The 24,766-nt window shown below is 57.6% G+C and carries 18 protein-coding genes; 4 read left to right on the forward strand and 14 right to left on the reverse strand.

The genetic code is table 11. The features are described from left to right. Positions 1–61 precede the first annotated feature (61 nt). Positions 62–1,216, forward strand: coding sequence for a DNA-processing protein DprA (gene dprA, locus ABWP81_RS03100; RefSeq protein WP_353139288.1), 1,155 nt, complete (start codon positions 62–64; stop codon positions 1,214–1,216). Positions 1,217–1,277: 61 nt separating this feature from the next. Then, on the forward strand, positions 1,278–1,760 hold the full coding sequence (locus ABWP81_RS03105) for a Smg family protein (protein ID WP_353139371.1): 483 nt from the start codon (positions 1,278–1,280) through the stop codon (positions 1,758–1,760). Between the two features lie 22 nt (positions 1,761–1,782). Here ABWP81_RS03105 and ABWP81_RS03110 read toward each other — a convergent pair whose 3' ends face one another. The 10 genes from ABWP81_RS03110 to mltA all read right to left on the reverse strand — a co-directional run bounded on the left by ABWP81_RS03110 (position 1,783) and on the right by mltA (position 14,738). After that, positions 1,783–2,700, reverse strand: a complete 918-nt coding sequence (locus ABWP81_RS03110) for a branched-chain amino acid ABC transporter permease (protein WP_353133799.1) — start codon at positions 2,698–2,700, stop codon at positions 1,783–1,785. After that, the gene (locus tag ABWP81_RS03115; protein WP_353139291.1) at positions 2,700–3,587 is read right to left on the reverse strand and encodes a branched-chain amino acid ABC transporter permease; all 888 of its coding nucleotides are present in this window, start codon (positions 3,585–3,587) and stop codon (positions 2,700–2,702) included. Before ABWP81_RS03115 ends, ABWP81_RS03110 begins: the two co-directional genes overlap by 1 nt. A gap of 62 nt (positions 3,588–3,649) precedes the next feature. After that, positions 3,650–4,879 (reverse strand): ABC transporter substrate-binding protein, encoded by a 1,230-nt coding sequence (locus tag ABWP81_RS03120; protein ID WP_353139294.1) that lies wholly within the window; start codon positions 4,877–4,879, stop codon positions 3,650–3,652. 24 nt (positions 4,880–4,903) lie between these two features. Continuing rightward, complete coding sequence (locus ABWP81_RS03125; protein ID WP_353133790.1) at positions 4,904–5,608, reverse strand: ABC transporter ATP-binding protein; 705 nt, start codon at positions 5,606–5,608, stop codon at positions 4,904–4,906. After that, positions 5,605–6,369, reverse strand: a complete 765-nt coding sequence (locus ABWP81_RS03130) for an ABC transporter ATP-binding protein (protein WP_353139297.1) — start codon at positions 6,367–6,369, stop codon at positions 5,605–5,607. The genes ABWP81_RS03125 and ABWP81_RS03130 overlap by 4 nt, the downstream gene beginning before the upstream one ends. Positions 6,370–6,562: 193 nt before the next feature. Continuing rightward, a complete protein-coding gene (gene secF, locus ABWP81_RS03135) occupies positions 6,563–7,516 on the reverse strand; it encodes a protein translocase subunit SecF (protein WP_353139300.1) in 954 nt (317 codons plus the stop codon). Between the two features lie 12 nt (positions 7,517–7,528). Beyond that, a complete protein-coding gene (gene secD, locus ABWP81_RS03140) occupies positions 7,529–9,382 on the reverse strand; it encodes a protein translocase subunit SecD (RefSeq protein ID WP_353133781.1) in 1,854 nt (617 codons plus the stop codon). 15 nt (positions 9,383–9,397) lie between these two features. Further along, positions 9,398–9,727 carry a preprotein translocase subunit YajC gene (gene yajC / locus ABWP81_RS03145; RefSeq protein WP_353133778.1) on the reverse strand — a complete coding sequence of 110 codons (330 nt, stop codon included), beginning with the start codon at positions 9,725–9,727 and terminating at the stop codon, positions 9,398–9,400. Between the two features lie 87 nt (positions 9,728–9,814). Then, positions 9,815–13,384, reverse strand: a complete 3,570-nt coding sequence (locus ABWP81_RS03150) for an indolepyruvate ferredoxin oxidoreductase family protein (protein ID WP_353139303.1) — start codon at positions 13,382–13,384, stop codon at positions 9,815–9,817. Between the two features lie 88 nt (positions 13,385–13,472). Next, positions 13,473–14,738: a murein transglycosylase A gene (mltA, locus tag ABWP81_RS03155; RefSeq protein WP_353139306.1), complete on the reverse strand. Its 1,266-nt coding sequence runs from the start codon at positions 14,736–14,738 to the stop codon at positions 13,473–13,475. Between mltA and ABWP81_RS03160 the strand changes: the two genes are divergently transcribed. Continuing rightward, positions 14,671–14,811, forward strand: a complete 141-nt coding sequence (locus ABWP81_RS03160) for a hypothetical protein (protein ID WP_353139309.1) — start codon at positions 14,671–14,673, stop codon at positions 14,809–14,811. The genes mltA and ABWP81_RS03160 overlap by 68 nt on opposite strands. Position 14,812: 1 nt before the next feature. Here ABWP81_RS03160 and ABWP81_RS03165 read toward each other — a convergent pair whose 3' ends face one another. From ABWP81_RS03165 to ABWP81_RS03175, 3 genes are read right to left on the reverse strand one after another with little or no spacing between them, the layout of a single operon-like run. Then, on the reverse strand, positions 14,813–15,448 hold the full coding sequence (locus tag ABWP81_RS03165; RefSeq protein ID WP_353139312.1) for a response regulator transcription factor: 636 nt from the start codon (positions 15,446–15,448) through the stop codon (positions 14,813–14,815). Between the two features lie 15 nt (positions 15,449–15,463). Then, the gene (locus tag ABWP81_RS03170) at positions 15,464–17,452 is read right to left on the reverse strand and encodes a two-component system sensor histidine kinase NtrB (RefSeq protein ID WP_353139315.1); all 1,989 of its coding nucleotides are present in this window, start codon (positions 17,450–17,452) and stop codon (positions 15,464–15,466) included. Then, positions 17,452–21,513, reverse strand: a complete 4,062-nt coding sequence (locus ABWP81_RS03175) for a YhdP family protein (protein ID WP_353139318.1) — start codon at positions 21,511–21,513, stop codon at positions 17,452–17,454. Before ABWP81_RS03175 ends, ABWP81_RS03170 begins: the two co-directional genes overlap by 1 nt. Between ABWP81_RS03175 and glnE the strand changes: the two genes are divergently transcribed. Beyond that, positions 21,505–24,246: a bifunctional [glutamate--ammonia ligase]-adenylyl-L-tyrosine phosphorylase/[glutamate--ammonia-ligase] adenylyltransferase gene (glnE, locus tag ABWP81_RS03180; RefSeq protein ID WP_502905505.1), complete on the forward strand. Its 2,742-nt coding sequence runs from the start codon at positions 21,505–21,507 to the stop codon at positions 24,244–24,246. The genes ABWP81_RS03175 and glnE overlap by 9 nt on opposite strands. Here the strand turns inward: glnE and rfaE2 are convergent. Continuing rightward, the gene (gene rfaE2 / locus ABWP81_RS03185) at positions 24,243–24,746 is read right to left on the reverse strand and encodes a D-glycero-beta-D-manno-heptose 1-phosphate adenylyltransferase (RefSeq protein WP_353139324.1); all 504 of its coding nucleotides are present in this window, start codon (positions 24,744–24,746) and stop codon (positions 24,243–24,245) included. The two genes, glnE and rfaE2, sit on opposite strands and share 4 nt — an antisense overlap. Between the last annotated feature and the right edge of the window lie 20 nt (positions 24,747–24,766).

Genomic DNA, 24,766 nt, shown 5'->3' on the forward strand with positions numbered 1-24,766 from the left:
GGTCGCGCCTATTTCCGACACCTGTTCTGACAATAGATTTCACATTCCACTGGAGAGGCACATGGACAAAAACGAATTACGCGCTTGGTTGCGGCTGAGCTTGACCAACGGCGTGGGCAACGACGCAGCGCGCAGGCTGCTGGCCTGCTTTGGCAGCCCGCAAGCGGTGTTTGAACAAACCGAAGCCGCACTGCGCCAGGTGGCCACGCCTGAACAAGCGCAAGCCCTGCTGAATGTGCCCAACGAGCTGGCTGTGCATTGCATACGCACCCACCAGTGGCTGATGCACCAACCCGACACACACAGCCATGCCCTTTGGACATTGGGCGACCCTCACTACCCGCCCGAACTGCTGCAGCTGACCGACCCGCCACTGATGATTTATGTGGCCGGGCAAACGACGCGCACGCTGGGCAACGCGGTGGCCATCGTCGGCAGCCGCAACCCCACCCCGCAGGGTGCACAAACGGCCGAGCAGTTTGGTGAAGCGCTTTGCTCATCCGGCTTGTGCGTGGTGTCAGGCCTGGCGCTGGGTGTGGACGGTGCGGCGCACAAGGGGGCGTTACGGGGCGGCGCCAACGCAACGGCCAACCGTCTGCATTGGCATACCGTAGCCGTGGTGGGCACAGGGCTAGACCGCGTGTACCCGCGTCAGCACCAAACACTGGCGGGCCAAATCGCGTTGCACGGGTTGCTGATCAGCGAATACCACTTGGGCACGGCACCCCTGGCGCATCACTTCCCCAAACGCAACCGCATCATCGCGGCTTTGGGCCTGGGCACCTTGGTGGTGGAAGCCGCCTTGAAGTCAGGCTCGCTCATCACCGCCAAGATGGCGCTAGATTTAAACCACGAGGTGCTGGCCATTCCGGGCTCTATCCACGCCACGCAATCGCACGGCTGCCATGCGCTGATCCGTCAAGGGGCCAAGCTGGTAGAGAACGCCCAAGACGTATTGGAAGAGCTGCAACTTGCGCCGCAACAACAAGTCAATTTGTTTGCCGATGCGCTAGAGGGTGATGAAGATGCGGGGTCGCCCAGCGATGAACACCCCCTGCTCACCCACATGGGCTTTGCCCCTGTCAGCTTGGACGCACTGCAAGCCCGATGTGGCCTTGACACCGCAACGCTGCAAGCACAGTTGCTCTCGCTTGAGCTAGACGGGGCCTTGGGGCGTTTGCCTGGCGGTTTGTTTCAGCGTTTGGCGGTGGCGTGATTAAGGGACAACACCCATATTTGTGACAAATTGCGACACAAAAAACATGTATATTGAACCCATGTTTGAAGTGCTCGTGTTCGTTTATGAAAACTATTGGCGAGGCGATGCGTGTCCTGAGCTTGGGCAGCTAGGCCGCAAACTCAGCGCTGCTGGTTTTGAATTAGAAGACATCCAACAAGCTTTGTCCTGGCTGGACGAGCTGAATTTGGCGTCTCACAAAACAGAGCTGATCGACATCAGCCAAGCCAAGCGCGAGCAGCACACCGAGTCAGCCCAAAGCATGCGCGTGTATTCGGTGGCCGAGCAAGACCACTTGGGTAGTGCTTGCTTGGGCTTCATCAACTTCCTTGCTTCTGCCGATGTGCTGTCGCCCCACATGCGCGAAATCGTAATGGACCGCGCCATGGCCATCCCCGGCAACCCGATTCATTTAGACGACCTAAAAATCATCGTCCTCATGGTGTACTGGAGCATTGGCCTAGAGCCGGACGCCTTGATTTTGGATGAGTTGTGCGACGACGCAGACCGCGTCGCGCACTGAACGCCTTGTAGTAAAGCGAAGCTTAGTCTTTGCCGCCCAAACGGTGCTCAATTTCCCCCACGATCCCGCGGCGAAACACCAACACACAGACCACAAACGTGCAGCCCATGATGATGGTGACCCACGAGCCCAAGCTGGCCAAGTAATTTTGCATCGCAATGATGACAGCAGCACCGACCGCTGGGCCAATCAAAGTGCCCATGCCGCCTAGCAGGGTCATCAACACCACTTCGCCTGACATTTGCCAGCCCACATCGGTGAGTGTGGCCAAACCAAACGCAATAGCTTTGGTGGCACCCGCCAAACCAGCGAGCGTGGCTGACAGCACAAACGCCAGCAGTTTGTAGTGGTCCACGTTGTAGCCCAAGGACAAAGCGCGTTGCTCGTTCTCACGAATAGATTTCAACACTTGACCAAACGGCGAATGCACCACGCGATAAATCAAGGCAAAAGCCCCCACAAAGATGGCCAGCACCAAGTAATACATGGTGGTGTCGTTGCTCATGTCGAACAAGCCAAACAGCTTGCCACGTGGGATGCTTTGAATGCCGTCTTCTGCATAGGTGAACGGTGACTGCACGCAGATGAAATAAATCATTTGCGCCAAAGCCAAGGTGACCATCGCAAAGTAAATACCTTGTCGACGCACCGCCAACCAGCCCGTGAACAAGCCAATGCAGGCGGCAGACAAGGTGCCCGCCAACACCGCCAACTCAGGCGTCAAGCCCCACACCTTGGCGGCATGGCCCGACACATAAGCAGCAAAGCCAAAAAACATGGCGTGGCCAAACGACAGCAAGCCTGTAAAGCCAATCAACAAATTAAAGGCGCAGGCAAACAAAGCAAAGCAAAGCACCTTCATCAAAAACATGGGGTAGCCCACAAAGGGCGCTACCAAGAGGGCGAGCAACAGCGCGCCGTAAATCAAACGTTTGCCCATCACTTCTCCCGCCCGAACAAGCCTGCTGGCCGGATCAACAACACAATCGCCATGATGATAAACACCACCGTGGACGACACTTCTGCAAAAAACACTTTGGCCAAGCCTTCAATCAGGCCCAAAGCCAAACCGGTGACGATCGAGCCCAAGATAGAGCCCATGCCGCCAATCACCACTACTGCAAACACCACGATGATGATGTTGGAGCCCATGAGTGGGCTCACTTGATAAATGGGTGCAGCCATGACGCCGGCCAAGCCCGCCAAACCCACGCCAAATGCGTAGGTGAGCGTGACCATCAAAGGCACGTTGATGCCAAAGGCTTTCACCATATTGGGGTTTTCAGTGCCCGCGCGCAGATAAGCGCCGAGCTTGGTTTTCTCTATCACAAACCACGTGAAGAAGCACAACACAATGGACACCACAATGACCCACACGCGGTACTTAGGCAGCATCATGAAGCCCAAGTCAAACACACCACGGAACAATTGCGGCAGCTCATAGGGCAAGCCGGATGAGCCATAAAACTCGCGGAAGATGCCTTCCAAAATCAGCGCCAAACCAAAGGTGAGCAACAGGCCATACAAGTGGTCGAGTTGCTGCAACCAGCGCAACATGGTTTTCTCAATCAGCACGCCAATCAAAGCCACGCCGATGGGGGCAATGACCAAAGCCATCCAGTAATTAATGCCTGCATAGTTCAGCAGCATCCAAGCAAAGAAAGCGCCCACCATGTAGAGGGCGCCATGTGCAAAGTTGACGATGTTGAGCATGCCAAAAATCACGGCCAGCCCCAGCGACAAGATGGCATAAAAAGACCCGTTCACCAAGCCGAGCATGAGTTGCCCCATCAAGGCTTGTATCGGCACGCCAAAAATTTCAGTCATACAGTTCGATGCAATATGACGGGCCGCACCATGCGGCCCGTCGGTTCAGTCAATGACGCGGCTTACTTCTTCAAAGCAGCGCAACGGCTAAGGGCCAGCGACTGGAAGGCATCGTCGCCCTTGATGGTGCCCTTCAAGTTGTAGTAGTCCCAAGCACCTTTGGATTCAGCAGGCGACTTAACTTGGAACAAATACATGTCGTGCACCATGCGGCCATCAGGACGCAGCTTGCCGTTCTTGGCAAACATGTCGTTGATGGGGGTGTCTTGCATCTTTTTCATCACAGCGGCTGTGTCGTCCGTACCCGCAGCTTGTACAGCCTTCAGGTAATGCATGGTGGATGAGTACACGGAGGCGTGGTTAGAGTTTGGCTTTTTCTTCATCTCAGCCTCGTACTTTTGAGACCAAGCGCGTGTCTCGGGGTTCAAGTCCCAATACCAGCCTTCGGTCAAGTACAAGCCTTGTGCCGTGTTCAAACCAATCGCGTGCACATCGGTAATCAACATCAACAAAGCGGCCAAGCTTTGCTTTTTGGTCAAACCAAATTCAGCGGCTGCCTTGATGCTGTTCACCGTGTCGCCACCGGCGTTGGCCAGGCCCACCACTTTGGCACCCGAGCTTTGAGCTTGCAACAAGAAGGACGAGAAGTCACCGGTCGACAGAGGGTGGCGCACAGCGCCACGCACCGTGCCGCCTGAGGCCTTCACCACTTCGCTGGTGTCTTTTTCGAGCGAGTGACCGAAGGCGTAATCAGCCGTCAAGAAGTACCAGCTGTCGCCGCCGTCTTTCACAATGGCTTTGCCCACCACGTTGCTCAGGGCAATGGTGTCCATCAAGTAATGAATGCCTGTGCCAGGAGCGCAGTCTTCGTTCGTCATACGAGCCGAGGCCGCGCCAGTGACGATGGTGATTTTGTTTTTCTCTTTGCCCAAAGCTTGCACAGCTAGGGCCACAGAGGAGTTCAAGTTTTCCACGGTCATGTCCACGCCGTCGCGGTCAAACCATTGTTGGGTGACGTTCTTGGCAACGTCGGGCTTGTTTTGGTGATCGGCGTTGACCACTTCAATTGGCTTGCCAAACATCTTGCCGCCAAAGTCTTTTACCGCCATCTTGGCGGCGGCCACAGCACCCGGGCCACCGTAGTCGGCATACAAGCCGGACATGTCGGTCAACACACCAATCTTCACGGTATCGCCAGACAGTTTGCCCTGGGCCATGGCGCCGGTGGATACACCTGCCAAAAAGACGGCCGTCGCGGCTGCGATGGCTGAGGTCACGAAAGTACGCTTCATAGTTTGCTCCAGTTGAAAAAGGGCTTAAACGCCCAGATACTCGTTCAGCATTTGTGCTTTGTTATCGAGCTCATTCTTGTGAACCGTGGCCACGATCTGACCATGCTCCATCACGTAGTGCCGATCCGCCAAGGGCGCTGCGAATCGGAAGTTTTGTTCGACCAAAATAATGGTCAGGCCCTTGGCCTTCAGCTGACGAATCACGCGGCCCAGTGTTTGCACAATCACGGGCGCCAAGCCTTCGGTGATCTCATCCAACAGCAAAATGCGTGCGCCTGTGCGCAAGATGCGCGCCATCGCCAACATCTGTTGCTCCCCGCCCGACAAGCGCGTGCCTTGGCTGTTGCGACGCTCTTTGAGGTTGGGGAACATCTCGTAAATCTCTTCCACCGACATGCCGCCCGGCCCCACCTTGGGGGGCAGCATGAGGTTTTCTTCGCAACTCAGCGTGGAAAAAATACCGCGCTCTTCTGGGCAATAGCCCAAGCCCAAGCGCGCAATTTGGTTGGTTTGCATACCGATGGTCTCGATGCCATCAATCTGCACCGAACCCGTGCGACGCCCCGTCAACCCCAAGATGGATTTGATGGTGGTCGAGCGGCCTGCGCCGTTTCGGCCTAGCAAGGTGACCAACTCGCCCTCGTGAATTTCAAAATTCACGCCATGCAGAATGTGCGACTCACCGTACCAAGAGTCAAGATTGGCAACCTTCAAGAGGGGCGTGCTCATGCGGCCTCCTCGGTGGTGCCCACGTAGGCCTCAAGCACGAGCGGGTCTTTGGACACTTGGGCGTAAGGACCTTCAGCCAACACAGAGCCCCGCGCCAGCACCGTGATGGTGTCGGACAAATCGGACACCACGTTCATGTTGTGCTCCACCATCAGCACCGTGCGGTTGGCTGAGACTTTGCGAATCAAGTCCACCACACGGCCCACGTCTTCATGACCCATGCCCTGGGTGGGCTCGTCCAAAAGCATCAGTTCGGGGTCCAACGCCAAAGTGGTGGCAATCTCAAGCGCACGCTTTCGACCATAAGGCAGCTCAACGGTTTGTGTTTGTGCAAAGCCGCCCAAGTCCACTTGCTCAAGCAAGTGCATGGCCTGCTCGTTCAGGCTGCTCAGGCTGTTCTCAGATTTCCAAAAGTGAAAGCTTGTTCCAAGCTTGCGTTGCAAGCCGATGCGCACGTTTTCCAACACGCTCAAGTGCGGAAAAACCGCCGAGATTTGAAACGAACGCACCATGCCCATGCGCGCCACCTCGGCGGCTTTGAGTGCGGTGATATCTTGGCCGTTGTAAAAAATCTGACCCGAGCTCACCGGTAAAAACTTGGTGAGCAAATTGAACACGGTGGTTTTTCCAGCACCGTTGGGGCCAATCAAAGCATGGATGGAGCCGCGTTTAACTTGCAAGTTCACGCCATCAACGGCAATGAAGCCTTTGAATTCGCGCGTCAGCTGCTTGGTTTCTAAGATGAAGTCGTTGCGTGTCAAACCTGTAGCCTTCGATGAGAGTTCGTCTGTCTAGGACGCGCATGCTAAGCATCGATCGGCTTTGGCGCAAAGGGGTAAACCCGTTTTGTAGTCACCTGCAGGACAAATCAAGCACCACCTTCGACAAACGCTGTCACGCAGACGTAAAAAAGCCGGTTCGCAAACCGGCTTTTTCCTTGTGAAACGTGGGGCCTTAAACCACCGCGCCTGAGTTTTCGTCATCTGGATCACCCGCCACCTTGGTGGTGTGTTTGATCAAGTCTTCACGGCGAATACCCAACCACATCGCAATGGCCGCCGCCACGAACACGGATGAGTAAATGCCAAACAAAATACCGATGGTCAGCGCCAGCGCAAAGTAGTGCAGCGTGGCACCACCAAACAGCAACATGGACAACACCATCAGCTGCGTGCAACCGTGTGTGATGATGGTGCGACTGATGGTGGAGGTAATAGCGTTGTCGATGATTTCCACCGTGTCCATCTTGCGGTAGCGACGAAAGTTTTCACGGATTCGGTCAAAGATCACCACCGATTCGTTGACTGAATAGCCCAACACTGCGAGCACTGCGGCCAACACAGGCAGCGAGAACTCCCACTGAAAATAGGCGAAGAAGCCCAAGATGATGATCACATCATGCAAGTTAGCAACGATGGCGGCCACGGCAAACTTCCACTCGAAGCGCATGGCCAGATAAATCATGATGCCGATGACCACAAAGGCCAGGGCCTTGAGCCCGTCCACCGCCAATTCGTCGCCCACTTGCGGGCCCACAAACTCGGTGCGGCGCAGTTGCACATTGGCGTCCGTCGTCTTAAGTGCGGTCAGCACTTGTTCGCTTTGCTGCGCTGAGCTTTGACCTTTGACCGCTGGCATACGAATCATCACATCGCGGGCTGTGCCAAAGTTTTGCACTTGCACATCGGTGAAGCCCAGCTTGGCGATTTGGTCGCGCACGGCATTGAGGTCGGCGGGTTGGCTGTAGCTGACCTCCATCAGCGTGCCACCCGTGAACTCGACCGACAGGTGCAACCCACGGCTAAACAAGAAGAACACCGCGGCCAAAAACGTGATGAACGAAATGGCGTTAAACGCCACCGCGTTCTTCATGAACGGGATGTCTTTACGGATCTTAAAAAATTCCACGTTGTATTCCTTTTAAGCGCGCCAAACAGTGCCAATGGACACGCTTTGTAATTTCTTTTGGCGGCCATACCAAACGTTGACCAAGCCACGGGAGAAGAACACCGCAGAGAACATGCTGGTCAAAATACCCAGGCAGTGCACCACGGCAAAGCCGCGCACCGGGCCGGAGCCAAAGGCCAACAAGGCCAAGCCCGCAATCAGGGTGGTGACGTTGGAGTCGAGGATGGTGGCCCAAGCGCGGTCATAGCCCGCGTGAATGGCAGACTGAGCGGATGCGCCGTTGCGCAACTCTTCGCGCACGCGTTCGTTGATCAGCACGTTGGCGTCAATCGCCATACCCAACACCAAGGCCATCGCAGCCATGCCAGGCAAGGTAAGCGTGGCTTGCAACATGGAGAGCACAGCCACCAAGAGCAACAAGTTCACGGCCAAGGCCACGCTAGAGAACACGCCAAACAGCATGTAATAAATGCACATGAAACCCGTCACCGCCACAAAGCCCCAAGTGACCGAGTCAAAACCTTTGGCAATGTTTTCAGCGCCGAGGCTAGGGCCAATGGTGCGTTCTTCAATAATTTCCATCGGCGCAGCGAGCGAGCCCGCGCGCAACAACAACGCAGTGTCGTTGGCTTCCACGGTGCTCATGCGGCCGGAAATTTGCACGCGGCCACCGCCGATTTCGCTACGAATCACAGGCGCAGTCACCACTTCGCCCTTGCCTTTTTCAAACAGCAAGATGGCCATACGCTTGCCCACGCTTTCACGCGTGACGTCTTTGAAAATGCGAGCGCCTTTGGCGTCGAGGGTCAGGTGAACGGCTGCTTCTTGGTTTTGGGTGTCAAAGCCAGGCTGCGCGTCGGTCAGGTTTTCGCCGGTCAAGATAACTTGCTTTTTCACAATCACCGCTTGGCCGCTACGCTCCAAAAAGCGCTCTGTGCCAAAGGGCACAGGACCGTTGCCAAACTCTGCAGCGCGTGCTTCGGCGCTGTCGTCCACCATGCGGATTTCCAAGGTGGCTGTGCGGCCCAGAATGTCTTTGGCCTTGGCGGTGTCTTGCACGCCAGGCAGTTGCACCACGATGCGGTCGGTGCCTTGCTGCTGAATCACGGGCTCGGCCACGCCCAACTCGTTAATACGGTTGTGCAAGGTGGTGATGTTTTGCTTAATGGCTTGCTCTTGCACGCGCTTGGCCGCCACGGGGTTGATGACCGCGGTGAGCTTGAAGTCGGCGCCATCCGGAGCACTGGTGGTTTGCAGATCTGCAAACTGGTCTTGAATCAAGCGTTGCGCGGCCTCCAACGTGGCCATGTCGCGGAAACGAATTTCGATGGTTTGGTTGTTGCGGCTGATGCCGCTATGGCGCACGTTCTTTTCGCGCAAACCCGTGCGAATGTCACCGGCCAAAGACTCGGCCTTTTTAGTCAGCGCCGCAGGCATGTCGACTTGCAACATAAAGTGCACGCCCCCACGCAAGTCCAAACCCAAATACATGGGCGATGCGCCCAAGCTAGTCAGCCACGCGGGTGAGCGGGCCAACAAATTGAGCGCCACAACATACGAGGCGTCGTTGGCATCGGGCACCAAGGCTTGCTGGATGGCGTCCTTGGCTTTGATCTGTTTGTCGGTGCTGTCAAAACGCACCTTGAGCGAGCCGTTGTCCAAGGTCACCACATCGGGCACAAGGTTGGCAGCGGCCAAAGCAGCCTGCACACGGTCTTGCACCGCCAAATCAACCTTGACGGAGGGCTTGGCTGCTGACACTTGCACCGCAGGCGCTTCACCAAAAAAATTAGGCAGAGTGTAGAGACTGCCGACCAACAAAGCGATCACGATGATCGCGTACTTCCAAATGGGGTAACGGTTCATGATCGCTTCGTCGTCTTAGATAGAGCCCTTGGGCAGCACTTGCACCACGGCTTGGCGTTGCAGTTGCACTTCCACGCCCGCAGAGATTTCGATGGTCACAGTGGCGTCGGCCAAAGCAGTCACCTTGCCGAGCAAGCCGCCCGACGTGGCGATTTCGTCGCCTTTGGCGATGGCTTCGATCATGGCTTTGTGTTCTTTTTGACGTTTCATTTGTGGGCGAATCATCACGAAATACAACACCACGAACATCAACACCAAAGGCAACATGCCTTGCAAAGAAGACATCAGGTCATTGCCTGCAGCAGCGGCAGGAGCGGTTTGGGCAAAAGCAGAAGAAATCAACACGGTCAGACTCCAAATTAAGGGACTGCTGCCGGGGTACAAAACGCCCCAACAGGCCAACCGCGGATTGTATGCGGCTGTTTTGTCACCTTAATGCTGGGTGGCCCACTGCACTTTTAAGGCTTCCCACTTCTCACGCGCAGCCGCCAAGTGGCGGGCTTTGACGTGGCCAAAGCCTTTGATTTGCTCAGGTATTCGCGCCATCTCCACCGCCAAGGCATGGTTGCTGGTGCTGAGCTCGGCCAGCACCATCTCCACGCTGTCCAGGTATTGCCCAATGAGCTCGCGCTCGGTACGGCGCTCGTCGGTGTAGCCAAACACATCTAGGGCAGAGCCTCTGAGCACCTTGAAGTGCTTCAGCAACTTGAACCCCGTCAACATGAAAGGTCCAAACTTTTGCTTTTGCAACTCGCCCTTGGCGTTGGTCTTGGCAATGAGCGGCGGGGCCAAGTGATAGTTAAGCGTGAAGTCGCCTTCAAACATGCCCTCGATTTTTTGTAAAAAAGCGGTATCGGTGTGCAAGCGCGCCACCTCGTACTCATCTTTGTAGGCCATGAGTTTGAACAGGTTGCGAGCCACGGCTTCGGTCAGTGTGGTTTTGTGCAACGCACCATCTTTGAGGCGCACACGCTCTACTAGCTTGAAATAGGTGTCGGCATAAGCACTGTTTTGGTAGGCCACCAAAAACTCGCGGCGCTTCTCGATCAAAGCGTCTACGCCCTTGGGCTTGTGAAACTCCACCACGTGCGAAGGTGCAAGCAAAACCTGCACCTCGTCCCAATGCGCGGCGCAATGGCGACCCCATTCAAACGCGGCTTTGTTTTGCGCCACCGCCATGTTGTTGAGTTCGATAGCACGCATCAAAGCTTCGCGGCCCAAAGGCACCCAGCCTTTTTGCCAGGCAAATCCCAAAATCATGGGATTCACAAAAATGCTGTCGCCCAGCACTTGGGTGGCCACGCGGTCGGCGTCAAAGGTGCCCACGCCCTCTGCGCCCACGGCCTGCACGATGGCGGCCACGCATTCTTCACCCGGGTTTTGCCAATTGGCGTTGCGTACAAACGCTGCCGTGGGAGCGCTGTGCGCATTGAGCGCCACATGGGTGCGGCCTGCGCGCATGCGCTGCAAAGTCTCTTTACCCGCCACCACGATGGGGTCGCAGCCAATGACCAAGTCGGCCGCTGCCACGCCCACACGGGTGGTGCGAATGTCGTCTTGGTGATTGGCGATGAGTACATGGCTCCATGTGCTGCCGCCTTTTTGCGCGAGGCCCGCCGCGTCTTGCGTGACGATGCCTTTGCCTTCGATGTGCGCGGCCATGCCCAGCAACTGGCCGATCGTGATCACGCCCGTCCCGCCCACACCCGCTACCACCATGCCCCACGCTTGGGTGGTGTCGGGCAATGTGGGCTCAGGCAATTCAAGCGCGGGCAATTCAATGCGTGACACGCCCTTGGCTTTCTTCTTCAAGCTGCCGCCTTCCACGGTCACAAAGCTGGGGCAAAAGCCTTTGACGCAGCTGATGTCTTTGTTGCACGTGCTTTGGTTGATGGTGCGCTTGCGGCCAAACTCGGTCTCGAGTGGCTCTACGCTCATGCAGTTGCTTTGCACGCCGCAATCGCCGCAGCCTTCGCACACCAGCTCGTTGATCAGCACGCGTGTGGCGGGGTCAGCAAGGGTGCCGCGCTTGCGACGGCGGCGTTTTTCGGTGGCACAGGTCTGGTCGTAAATGATGACGGTGCAGCCTTTGATCTCGCGCATTTCTCGCTGGATTCGGTCTAGCTCATCGCGGTGGAACACGGCCACGCCTTCCACCAAACCTACACCTTCATATTTCTCGGGCTCATCCGTCACCACGGTGATGCGTTGTGCGCCTTCGGCTTTCATGCTTTGCGCGATTTGAAGCACCGAATGTCCTTCTGCCCGCTCGCCCACAGGCTGACCGCCCGTCATCGCCACCGCATCGTTGTAAAGCACCTTGTAGGTGATGTTCACGCCTGCTGCAATGCTTTGGCGAATCGCCAAAATGCCGCTGTGAAAATACGTGCCATCGCCCAAGTTGGCAAAAATGTGTGTGTCGTTCACAAACGGTTGTTGGCCCACCCACGGCACGCCTTCGCCGCCCATTTGCGTGAAGCCGTGCGTATCGCGGTCCATCCACAACACCATGAAGTGGCAGCCTATACCCGCCATCGCACGCGAGCCTTCGGGCACTTGGGTGGAAGTGTTGTGCGGGCAACCCGAGCAAAACCAAGGCATGCGGTCGGCCTTGAGCGTGACGGTTTGCATCTGCGTTTCTTTGGCGCTGATGATGGCCAGCTGCGCTTGGATGCGAGCGGTGGTGTCGGCATCTACGCCAAGCTTGAGCACGCGCTGTGCAATAGCCTTGGCAATGAGAGCGGGGTTGAGGTCGGCATTGGCTCGCAACAAAGTGTTGGCACTTGGGTTGGGCATAGACCACTCGCCACCACCGCCACCGAAGGGGCCTTGCCCGCCCAAGCCGTCCACACTCTCGATTTCATTGAACTTGCCCAGCACATTGGGCCGCACATCGGCGCGCCAGTTGTAAAGCTCTTCTTTGAGTTGGTACTCAATGACTTGACGCTTTTCTTCGATCACCAAAATTTCTTGCAAACCCTTGGCAAACTCGCGCGTCAGCTGCGCATCCAGCGGCCACACCACCGCCACCTTGTGCAAGCGGATGCCAAGACGGCGGCAGGTCGCATCGTCCAGCCCCAAATCGAGCAGCGCTTGGCGCGTGTCGTTGAACGCCTTGCCACTGGCAATCAAACCCAGCCGATCGTTCGGGCCCTCAATCACGTTGTAGTTCAAGCGGTTGGCACGCACGTAGGCGAGGGCGGCGTACCACTTGTAGTCAAACAAACGGGCTTCTTGTTCGAGTGCAGTGTCGGGCCAGCGAATGTGCAGACCGCCCACAGGCATTTCGAATTCGGGAATGACGATGTTCACCCGGTGCGGGTCGATCACGGCGGTGGCGCTGGATTCCACAATTTCTTGGATCGTCTTCATGCCCGACCACACGCCGCTGAAGCGGCTCATGGCAATGGCATGCAGACCCAAATCCAAAATTTCTTGCACGCTACTTGGAAAGAACACCGGCGTGCCGCACGCTTTAAAAATGTGGTCGCTTTGGTGAACTGCTGTTGAGCTTTTGGCCACATGGTCGTCACCCGCCACTGCCAGCACGCCGCCCCAAGGGGTAGTGCCCGCCATGTTGGCGTGTTTGAACACATCCGAGCAACGGTCTACGCCGGGTCCTTTGCCGTACCAAATGCCAAACACACCGTCAAACTTGTTGCTGCCTGCGGGCGCAAAGCCGAGTTGCTGCGTGCCCCACAGTGCGGTGGCGGCCAGCTCTTCGTTGACACCCGGCTGAAACACAATGTTTTGCGCTTCAAGGTAAGGCTTGGCTTTCCAAAGGGATTGGTCGTAGGAGCCCAGCGGTGAGCCGCGATAGCCACTGATAAAACCCGCCGTGTTCTTGCCTTGCAGCGCATCGCGTTGGCGCTGCAACATAGGCAGCTTGACCAGCGCTTGCACGCCACTCATGAAGGCGCGGCCTTGGTCGAGGCTGTATTTGTCGTCCAGCGTCACGGTGTCGAGTGCGCGGCGAATGTGCTCGGGCAGGGGGGCGTTCATGGGGACTCCTAAATCAGCGGCGGTGCACTATGAGTTTAGGACGCAAACTCAGGTCTTGCAGGAACTTGAGGGACATAAAAACCCTTGATCACTTAGGCCACAACACCCACAAACGCAAGCCCTGCTTCATGCGGCCTGCAAAGTCACCCGCCTCTAGGCCTGTGCCTGCAAAGTAATCGGCCCGCACTGCCCCAACGATGGCGCTGCCGGTGTCTTGCGCAAACACCAAGCGTTGCAAATTGCCATTGGGCCCTGTGCTGGTCAGCCACACCGGCGTGCCATAGGGGATGGAGTCTTTGTCCACCGCGATCGATCGGCCTGCCGTAAGCGGCACCCCTTGCGCGCCTCGGGGCCCAAGATCAGCGTCGGCGGCGCTTCGCACCTCTTCGCGAAAAAACACATAGCGCGGGTTGCTCCACAACATCTCTTGCACTAAGCGCGGGTTGCTTTGTTGGGTGCTGACGATCCACGCTTTGATGCCTGGCCACGAGGCGTCGCGAATGAGGCCACGGTCTAGCAACCAACGCCCTACGCTTTGGTAAGGCTGCTCGTTCGATCCCGCAAAGGCCAAGCGCACCACACGCATGCTGCCATCGGGGTTGGCCATGCGCACACGGCCCGAGCCTTGGATGTGCAGCACCAAAGCATCAATGGGGTCAGCCAGCCAGGCCACTTCTCGGCCACGCAGAGCTTCAAGCGCTGGTGGATGGTTGTCGATCTCTTGGCGACTGAACCACGGGCGGCCCGTGCGGCGGGCCTCAGTCAAGCCCTCGGGCGGCGCATACAAAGGCACTTCAAAGCCAGGGCGCATCTGCGCTGAAGCATCAAACAAGGGCTCGTAATAACTGGTGAGCAAACCCTCCACCGCGCCGTCGAGTGTCTCGACGCGGTAGGGCTGCAAGCGGCTCATCATCCAGAGGCGGCGGTCAGCGTCGCTGCCCAGCATGAGCTGGCGCACGTCTTGGCACAGCGGCGCAAATAAAGGGCCGGGACGCACGCAGTTTTGCAACCACGCGTTCCATGCGTCTTGCAGCGGGTCGTTTTGCCAACCGGGCACATCGCTCCATGAGACCGCGACCCAGCGGCTGCGGTAGCTTTGCTGAGGGCTGGGCGTGCCCGGTGTGCCAGCCAAGCTGCCCGTGGTACGGGGCAAATCCGCAGGCGTTTTTGGCGCAGGCAAGGATGGGGGGCGGCCATAGTCGCTCACGGGCGCTTGCCGCGATGTGCCGCACGCCACCAAGCTTCCTACAATCAGGACACCTGTCAAACGCCAAAGGATGTGTCTCATGTTGTTAATTTTGCTAGAAGCGCTGGGCGCTGGTTGCATCCTGGTGTTGATCGTGTGGTGGACCATGTTTTCAGGCCGCGCAGAGACTGAAGCTGAACACGAAGCGGCGCAAAAAGAGGCGGCCAAAGAAGACAAGTAGCTCACTCGCCGCGTAACAAGTTGGCCAGCTCCACAGCCGACTTCACATTCATCTTGTCAAACACGCGCGCGCGGTGCACTTCCACCGTCCTCACGCTGATGTCGAGCTGATCTGCAATCAGTTTGTTGGGCAACCCTTCGACCACCAAATGCATCACGTCGCGCTCACGCTCGGTGAGATCGGACAAGTGGTGTTGCATGCTTTGTTTGCTGCGCAGCACTTGAAGGGTTTGGGCAGAGCGGGCCAAGGCTTGCTCGACGCGGTCGACCAGCGCGTTGTCGGAGAACGGTTTTTCACAAAAATCAAATGCCCCCCGCTTGACCGAGTCCACGGCCGTCGGCACGTCGGCGTGACCCGTCAGAAAGATCACGGGCAGGACATCTAGCAACTTGCGCTCGATGAGTTGCTCAAACAAAGCCAGTCCGCTCATGCCAGGCATGCGTACGTCAAGCAGCAAACAACCAGGCTGGCTGGGCTGCCAAGCCAAACGGATGGGGCTCAAAAACTCAGCAAACGCATCGGCGCTCTCAAACGATTGGCTGGGCAAGCGACGTGAGCGCAGCAGCCACGCCAAGGCTTCGCGCACGCCAGCGTCGTCATCAACAATAAATACCAAAGCGTCTTCTGAGGGTTGCATGTGTGGGGCCTGAATTCAAGATTGTGGCAGGGTAAAACTGAACACAGTGCCGCAAGGAAGATTCGGCTGAAAGCGCAAGAGCCCACCATGCTGCTCCACCACGGTGCGGCACAAGCTCAAACCCAAGCCCATGCCTTCTTGCTTGGTGGTGAAAAACGGCGTGAAGAGTTTTTCGACCACGCCCTCTGGAATGCCATGACCCAAATCGGCCACCGAAAACTCCAACCACCGGCTGCTGGCCTGGGCGGTTGCGAGGCGCACCGCCAAGGTCAACACTTTATGCGGCGTGTCATCGGCCATGGCTTGCATGCCGTTGCGCGTGAGGTTCAACAACACCTGCTCCACCATGGTGCGATCGCACAAGACGGCTGGCAAATCCGACGGACAGTTCACCACCACGCGCACACCGAGTTTGCGGGCTTGCAAAATCACCAGGGGCATCACGTCATCCAGCAACGCGCGGGGGCTGACGGCCTCGCGCGCTTGGTCTCGACGGCGCACAAAATCGTGCACGCTTTTTATCACTTTACCTGCTCGCTCGGCCTGTTGACCAATGCGTTGAATGGCGCTGCTCAAGGTCTCCGCCAGTTGCGGGTCTTTGAGTGCCGCGTCTTTCAGCAAGTTCATGCTACCGGTGGCGTAACTAGAAATAGCGGCCAAGGGTTGATTCAGCTCATGGCTCAAGAGCGAGGCCATTTCGCCCACGGTAGTTAAACGCGCCGTGGCTTGCAAACGCTCTTGGCTGGCACGCGACATCTCTTCAACGCGGCGTTGCTCGCTCACATCCAAAACAGCCCCCATCCAGCCCGTTTGTTCGCCCATGGCGTTGATGAGGGGAGCTTCAAAAATCATCACTGGAAAAAGCTCGCCGCTCTTGCGCATGAACACCGATTCAGCGCCCTCGCGCGGCGGCGCATTGCCCGCCAAACGCAGGGCTTGGCGTTGCCCGTATTCGTCCACCATCTCAGGCGGCCAATAGGGTGCAGGAATGCTTTGGCCAATTAACTCTTTGGCCTCAAACCCCACCATTTCGCAAAACGCGGGGTTGACATAGGTGATGCGCCCCTCGCTGTCACGCGCACGCAGGCCTGTAACAAGGGAGTCCTCCATTGCTTTGCGAAACGCCAAGGCATCGGCCAAGTCCAGCTCTACGCGTTGGCGACGGCGCATGTCTCGCGCCAGCATCACCAGCACGGTGACCAGCGCCATGGCCATGGCTGTGACCAAGGCGGTCAGCACATTGGGGAACAGATCGGGCGCACCGCGCCAACTGTCCATTCGCAGCACCATGGTGTGGCCGGGCAAATCCAACAACTGCTTGGCAATGAAAACCCGCGTGCCACGGCTCGCCGTGCCGTGCATGGCCAAGCGCGTGCCATCTGATTCGGTGAACGACACCTCTTGGCTGCGGGTGAGTTGCGGACCCACCATGTTGACCAAGATTTCGCCCAAGGCGTAAGAGGCGACGGTGTAGCCGGTCAACACGCCATCGGTGAACACCGGCAAGCACAAATCCATGATTTCCAAGCCCAAGCCATCGGCTTGCGGCACATAGGCGCTGGCACCATACCCAGGGCCGCTTTGGCGGCGGGCCACGTTGCAGGCTTGCACCACTTCGGGCTGCATCACTGCACGTCCAAAACGATTGAAGGGGGGTGCACGAAAGGGGGTGTCCACGCTGCTGAGCACACGCAAATCGGTATCGCGCAACTCCAAACGCAACCATTCACGGCGTTCACGCAGCATGGTGGTGGCCTCTTGCGTCCATGGCACGGTGGCATTTTCGGCATATTGCAAGGCCTGCAAGCTTTGCACATTGCGGGTCAGGGCCGTGCGAATGTCACCCACCGCATCTGCGGCATCGCGCTCAATTTGGCTTTGTACTTGCGTCACTTCATAACGGCCCGCCAACCACACCAAGGTGCTGAACATCGACAGCACCAGAATGACCAGAGCCGCCCACAAAACACGGCGGCGTGTGCGAGGCACAAGGGGGAAAAGCATCAGTCGACCTTGGTCACCCGTGGGTTGGTCCAAGTGCCATCTACCAAAAACTCATTGGTACCTGCTCGCACCAAGGGTTTGCTCAAAATCATTTGTGCCAAGTAAGTGGTCAAACCAATCAAAGGGTTGATGGTGGCCACATACAGCGAGGCGGTACCCGCATTGATTTCAGGCACCACCACCACTTTGAGTTTTTGGGTTTCACGCACCAAGTCGGCGCTGCCCTCAATCAAAGCGCCCGCCACCACGCCCTTCATTTGCAGGTTGTTGGTGGATGCCACGCCTTGGTCAATGCCAATATCGCCACGCACAAAATCAAAGGCAAAGCCGTCGCTGAACAGGTCGCTGAAATCCAAGGTCAAACGCCGCGGCAAGGCTTGCAAATTGAGCACCCCCAGCAAGCGAGCAGCGCCTGGTTCGGTCTTTAAGAACTGCCCTTTTTCTATCGCCAAATGCATCTTGCCGTTCATGCTGGCGTAGTCCAAGGTGATGGGCGAGCCCTGCCAAGACACTTGGCCTTCTAAACGTCCTTCGCCACGACGAATTGCGCCGGGCGTGCCTAAGCGCGCAAGCAAGTCGCCGCTGTCACGGATGTTCATCACAAAGTTAAATTGAGTTCGGCGCAACACGGGGCCCTCGGTCGCCCAGTTGCCGGAGGCAGTCAAGCTGGCCTCGGGTAATGTGACATTGAATTTATTCAAACGCCATTCACGCACGGCGTTGGCACCCACACGGTTGACGGCTTCAATCTCAAACCGACCTAGTTTTTTGCCGCGCAAGGTCAAATCATTCACCACGATGTCAAGGCCGGGAATGCTGCTGGGCTGCTCGGTCAACAAGCGTTCGACATCGGCCACCAAACTCGGAGGAATATTCAGATAAGCCAAGCGTGCATAAAGCTGCCCAGGCACGCTGCCGCTGGAGGGTCGCACTTCGGCAGAGCCATTGAGCTCATCGGCGCTGATGTTCAAGCGCCACGTGTCTCCCAGACGCGTGCCGCCTACCACCACTTTGTTGATCAGGCGGTCTGTCGCTTTGATTTGATCGGCTTGCAAGGTAATCATGGTGGGCATGTAGTCTTGCGCCTCGTCACTGCTGGCCTCGCTGCCCACCATCACTTTAGAGGTCGACTTGCGCGCCATAGGCGACGTGCCCGTCAGTTGCGTGAGTGCGAGCTGCCAAGCATCCACATCCAGCGCTGGCAGCTGCAGGCTCAGGCTCACCGCGTTGTCGCGCAAGGGCGCCACGTTCGTCACCGATTGGCCCAATGCAATGCCGCCGCGCAAAACCCGCGTGCGTGGCCCGCTTAGATCGCGCACATACATGACCGACGCGACACTGTCTAAGGTCACGCTGATTTGGTCTTGCATCACGCGCGCCTTGGGCTGCAAAGATTCACGCGTGAGCTGCGACTCGATGCGCAGGGGCATCTTTGCAGCCGCGGGCTTGGTCAAAGGGGCGGGCAAATTCAAGGCCATGCCTTTGAGGTCGCTGGTAATCAGCAGCTCAGGCTGGCCGCGGCGCAGGCCCAAGCTTGCGTTGTAACTGGAGGTACCCGTGGCGCGCTGCGCAAGGCGCGAGACAAGGCCAAGCTCACGCGCCTGTCGCAGGCCCTCGGCTGTCAAATTGCCGCGGATTTTGAGTTGCAAGGGCGATTGGCCGTCTTTCACGGCAATCGACAAACCGCCCTCCAACACCGCATCGCCGCCCAATAACTGGGCTTGAAGTGATTTGAGTTGAAAGCCTTGCTCGCTGAACTGCAAGGTGCCTCGCATGCGATTGAGCACCGGCGTCCCAGGCATCACTTGCAAGCCGTTGTCGGCAAACACCACGCTACCTTGCACCTTCGACTTGGTCAATTGATCAATCGGCAAGGTCAAGGCCAATTTGTAATTCGCATCACCCGTGGCTTGGCTTTTACTTAACACCGCGCCCGTTAAATCGTTGAGGGTCGACTTGGCAATCACCTCTAACATTTGCGTCATGGGCCCTTGCGCTTCACCCGTCACGCTGACCACGGGCGCGTCCAATTTTGGAATCGTTGCCACCACTTTCTGCCATGTCAGTTGAGGAGCGCCAGCCAACTGCGTGTTGCCTTTGAACTGCAAAGTGCCGCGGTCAAACACCAACTCACCGTTCAATTCGGTCAGCGCAGGCCAGGCTGGCGCAGGCGCTGTTTTGGCTTTAGAAGGCTCGGGAGCAGGCACGTAGGCGTATTTAACGTGCGTCACCGGCGCGACGATGCGGAACTCGCCCAAGGCTGGGTTATCAAATGGCATGTCGTGCAAGTCACCCCTCAGACGCATCGTCACACGACTGGCATCTCCCGCTTGCACCGCATCTCGCACGTAGGCGCGCACATCGGCTGGCAAGGTGTTGGGCAAGTAACGATGCACTTGCGCCACTTTGACGCGGCTCAGCGTGGCGGTTAAATCCAACACACCTGGCAAGCGTGATTGGGCTTCGCCTGTTTTCCAATTGCCGCTGAATTGGCCCGCCAAGTCCGCATTTGCCAAGCGGCCTTGGGTGAACTGCACCGCCAACGCATCACCTGTGTTTTGCCAAACCATGTGAGCCGACGCTTCTTCTAAGGCAATGCGAGGCTCGTCCAACCCCACGGGCAAGGTCACGCTGCCGTTAAGAATGTTCACGCTTGCTTTGCCGCCTTTGTGCGTCAGGTCAAATTCAAGCTGCGTGCCCTGCAGGCCCGGCATGTGAGCCAAGGGACTGTCGGGCAAGGGGTCGCGCCGCATCTCTAACTGTCGCACTTCACCTTTGGCACTGAAGTTCAACAAGGCGTCTTGGGTGTGTTGCCATGTGGCAATGAGCTGCTCGACTTGGCCTTGCGGTTGCACGCGCGACAGCAGCGCACGCCACGCTTCTGGCAAAGGCAAACGTTGGCTGACTTGTGCAAGAGCCTCCAAGTCCAAGCGGTCGGCATTCAGGGTGCCTGATTCAAACGTATCGCCGCGCCAGCTTAAGCGCATCACACCCCCCGGCCAGTGCTCGCCCTCTTGGGTGTCAAACATCAAGTTTTGACTGCTGACTTCGACCTCACCGTTTTGCCACTGCGCCGCGATTCGGCCTTGCACACGACGCAAAGACAATGGCAATAAATCGGCCCCCAAACGGGCGTCCACCGCGTCCAACGCCACGTCCGCCGACACGCCCACAGGGGCGCCTTTTTTGACATCGGTTCGAACGTGTAACGCCCCGCGGCCCTCTTGCAAAGACAAGCCCCTGTCCATCGACACCCATTGACGCAAAGTGGCGAGATTGACATAGGGCAAATCAGCAATCACCTCGCCCGACCACTGCGTGGTGTCGCCTGCGCGCTGCCAAGGGACCTGATGAAACTTTCCACGCACAGAAAACCGTTGACCCAACGCCTCGGGCGGTGTGAGGTCGGCACGCATCTCGTGTTGCAACCACTGATTCTTGAATGTCAGGTCAACGCCTTGCAGCGTCAACACGGGTGCGCTGGCTTGCGCAGCCGAGGGGCGGCTCTCGTCACGCCAGTGAATCAAGCCACCACGCACCACCAGTTTGGGCTGCGAAAAAAACCAGTCAGCACCCTGGCCATCACCCGCTACGCCCGTGTCTATGCCCGACACCCACACATGGCCGGTGGCATCGCGGCGAATTTCCAACTCGGGTTGTTCAATCTCGAGCTGCTCTAGCTGGCCCAACAACACGGAGCGCGGCGACACCGCCGCCAGCACACGGGGCAAACTCAAAGCCTCTCGACCTTCACGGTCGAACAATTGAATGCGGTTGAGTTCAAAGCTTGGCATCCACCAGCCGCCTTGGACGCTGATGCTGCCGATTTCTACGCGCAACCCCAAAGCGCGAGTGGCTTGATGCTGCAGGGCTTCTCGGTAGTCACCAATTCGGGGCACAATGAAAATATGCAAAGCGCTCCAAGCTAGCCATACCGCCACCCCAGCAAACGCCAGCAAACCCAAAGCCCAGTGAAGCGCACGTCGCCAAGCTGACTTGGTTTTCAAATCAGCAGCGAGGTTTTCAGGGGTGGGATTTACAGGGTCTGACAAATGTTTCATGGTGCTAGCAACGTGACCGGAATTATCCCCTCCTCTGTGCCCAATCTGAGTACTTATTCGCGCCTCGTCCAGCGCCTGCGGCGTCGCTATGCGAATGAATTGCATTTGCTGCCCGAAGGTGCGCCCGTATTGGACACGATGCAGACCTGTTTTAAAGCGCTACGCAAAACCTACCACTGCGCTGATGCCCTACGCATGCTACGCCAGCTGGTCATGGAGCGCTTGGTGGTGATGGACTGCGAGCAAGGCGCCAGCCTCGAAGTGGTCACCCGCGCTGTGACCAAGCTGGGTGAGTTCACCCTTGACATTGCCTTTCAAGAAGCCCAAACCCAACTGGACGCCAACCACGGCATACCCATCGCGCCCAGCGGCGAGCGAGCAGTGCTGTGGATTGTTGGCATGGGCAAATTTGGCGCACGCGAACTGAATGTGTCTAGCGACATCGACCTGATCTATGTGTACGACGAAGACGGCGAAACCACGGGTCAGGCCGACGGACGTGGGCGCATCAGCAACCACGACTACTTTGCCAAAGCCGTCAAACTCATTTACGCCTTGATCGGCGATAACACTGACCACGGCTTTGTTTTTCGCATGGACTTGGCGCTACGCCCCAACGGCAACTCTGGCCCCAGCGTGGTGTCGCGCCAAGCCTTGGAAGAATATTTCTTGGTACAGGGACGCGAATGGGAACGCTTTGCATGGCTCAAGAGCCGCGTGGTTGCGCCTTTCAGTGCCAAAGCCAATGCTTTTGAGTTGCGCGACACCGTGCTGCCTTTTGTATTTCGGCGTTATTTGGACTACCGCGTGTTTGAGTCGCTGCGCAGCTTGCATCAGCAAATTCGCAAACACGCGATCACGCAAAGCGCGGGACGGCCAGAGCGGGCCAATGATGTGAAGCTGTCACGCGGCGGCATTCGTGAAATTGAGTTCACGGTTCAGCTGCTGCAAGTGGTGCGCGGCGGGCAGTTTCCCGAGCTGCGCACGAGACCCACGTTGCAAGCATTGCAACGCCTGAGCCAAGCCAACCTCATGCCCGCGGCCACTGCAGAAGCCATGGCCAAGGCCTATGTGTTTTTGCGCCAGGTCGAGCACCGCATTCAGTACTTGGACGACCAACAAACCCATGCACTCCCCACCCACGACCAAGACCTGAACTGGCTGGCGCTGACCCTGGGCTTTGGCGACAGCTGCGATTTCTTAAGCCAGCTTGATGCGCACCGTGAACTGGTGGCCCACGAGTTTGACCGCTTGCTGGGCTTGGGCGATAAGGCCGAGCACAGCGGCAACGGCGACTGCAACAGCTGCACACCCAAGCAAGACTATGTGGACTTAACTTCCTTGCTGCCCGACTTAAATGCACGCCTGCGAGAGCGCGTGATGCACTGGTGTGAACAGCCCCTCATCCGCGCCCTACGCGATGACAGCGTGCAGCGCTTGTTGAAGCTTTTGCAGCGTACCAATGCGTGGATCGAAGACGGCCGCATCACTGAAGAAGCGGCCGTGCGTTGGAGCGATTGGATGGAGCCTCTGCTGCGGCGAGAAAGCTATTTGGCTTTGTTGATCGAGCGCCCGCGTGTGCATGAGCAACTCATGCGTTTGCTCGGCTTAGCGCGTTGGCCCGCCAAGTATTTGCAGCAACACCCCGGCGTGATTGATGAGCTGGCAGGCGAGGCCTTATTGGCCGAACGCTTTGTGCCAGCCGAGTTTGAAGAAGAGCTAGAGCGGCGCTTGGCCTCGTTGCAATCCACCGGCCAAGCAGACGAAGAAACCTTGCTCAACCTGTTGCGCCGCGCCCACCACGCCGAGGTGTTTCGCACCCTGGCGCGTGACGTGGAAGGCCGCATCACAGTGGAACAAGTGGCTGACGATTTAAGCGCCTTGGCCGACAGCCTGCTTAAGATCACCAGCCGTTGGGTGTGGCAACACTTCAAACAACGCCATCGCGACGAGCCGCAATTTGCCATCCTCGCCTATGGCAAGTTGGGCGGCAAAGAGCTGGGCTACGGCAGCGATCTGGACATTGTGTTTGTGTATGAAGACGCACACGAACGTGCGGGCGAAATTTACGCAGCCTATGTGCGCAAGCTCATCAACTGGCTAACCGTGAAAACGGGCGACGGCGATTTGTACGAGATTGACACCGCGCTTCGCCCCAACGGCAGCTCGGGTTTGCTGGTGTCCACTTTTGACGCCTATGCCGACTACCAAGGCCAGCGCGGCGACAACACAGCCTGGACATGGGAACACCAAGCTATGACGCGGGCGCGTTTTTGCCTCGGTGCGGCCGACCTCAAAATACGCTTTGACAGCGTGCGTGCCAGTGTCATCAATGCCAAGCGCGACGTGGCGGCCTTGCGCCAAGAAATTGTGGCCATGCGCGACAAGATGCGCAGCGCCCATCCCGTGAAACCCAATTTGTTTGACGTCAAGCACAGCGCTGGCGGCATGGTGGATGTGGAGTTTGCTGTGCAGTTCTTGGTCCTGGCCCATGCGCATCAACAACCTACGCTGTTGGCCAACGTGGGCAACATTGCTTTGTTATTGAACGCTGAACAATCGGGCTTGTTGCCCGTGGGTGTGGGCGAAGCAGCAGGCAGCGCTTACCGTGAATTACGCCGTGTGCAACACCGCGCGCGCTTGGACGAGCAGCCAACGCAAGTGCCATGCACCGAGCTAGACAAAGAATGTGCCGCCATTCAGTCGCTTTGGCTCGCCGTGTTCGGCCACTAACCTTGACGAATTTTTTTGACCAGCGCTGTGGTGGAGTAACCGTCGACAAACGGAATCGCTTGGGCGCGGCCACCGTAGGCCAGCACCACTTGCGTCTCGGCGAGTTGGCTCATGTCGTAGTCGCCACCTTTGACCAACACATCCGGGCGTAACTCAGAGATGAGCTCAAGGGGGGTGTCTTCGTCAAACCACGTCACCAAGCTCACGGACTCTAAAGCGGCCATCAAGGCGGCACGGTCTAGCTCGTTGTTGAGGGGGCGGTCTGGCCCTTTGCCCAAACGGCGTGCAGAGGCATCGCTGTTGAGTGCCACCACCAAACTACCGCCCACGCTGCGGGCTTGCGCCAAATACGAGGCGTGCCCACGGTGCAACACATCAAACACGCCATTGGTAAACACCACGGGGCCCAGTGCACGCAAAGCCGCCACGCGTTGCACCGCATCTTGGCGTGAGCTTAGTTTTAAAAGAAATGCAGGAGGCAGCAAAGAGGCATCGTTCATGGTGCGGCAATTCTAAGTTG

The organism is Limnohabitans sp. (assembly GCF_040401135.1).
GTDB lineage: Bacteria > Pseudomonadota > Gammaproteobacteria > Burkholderiales > Burkholderiaceae_C > Limnohabitans.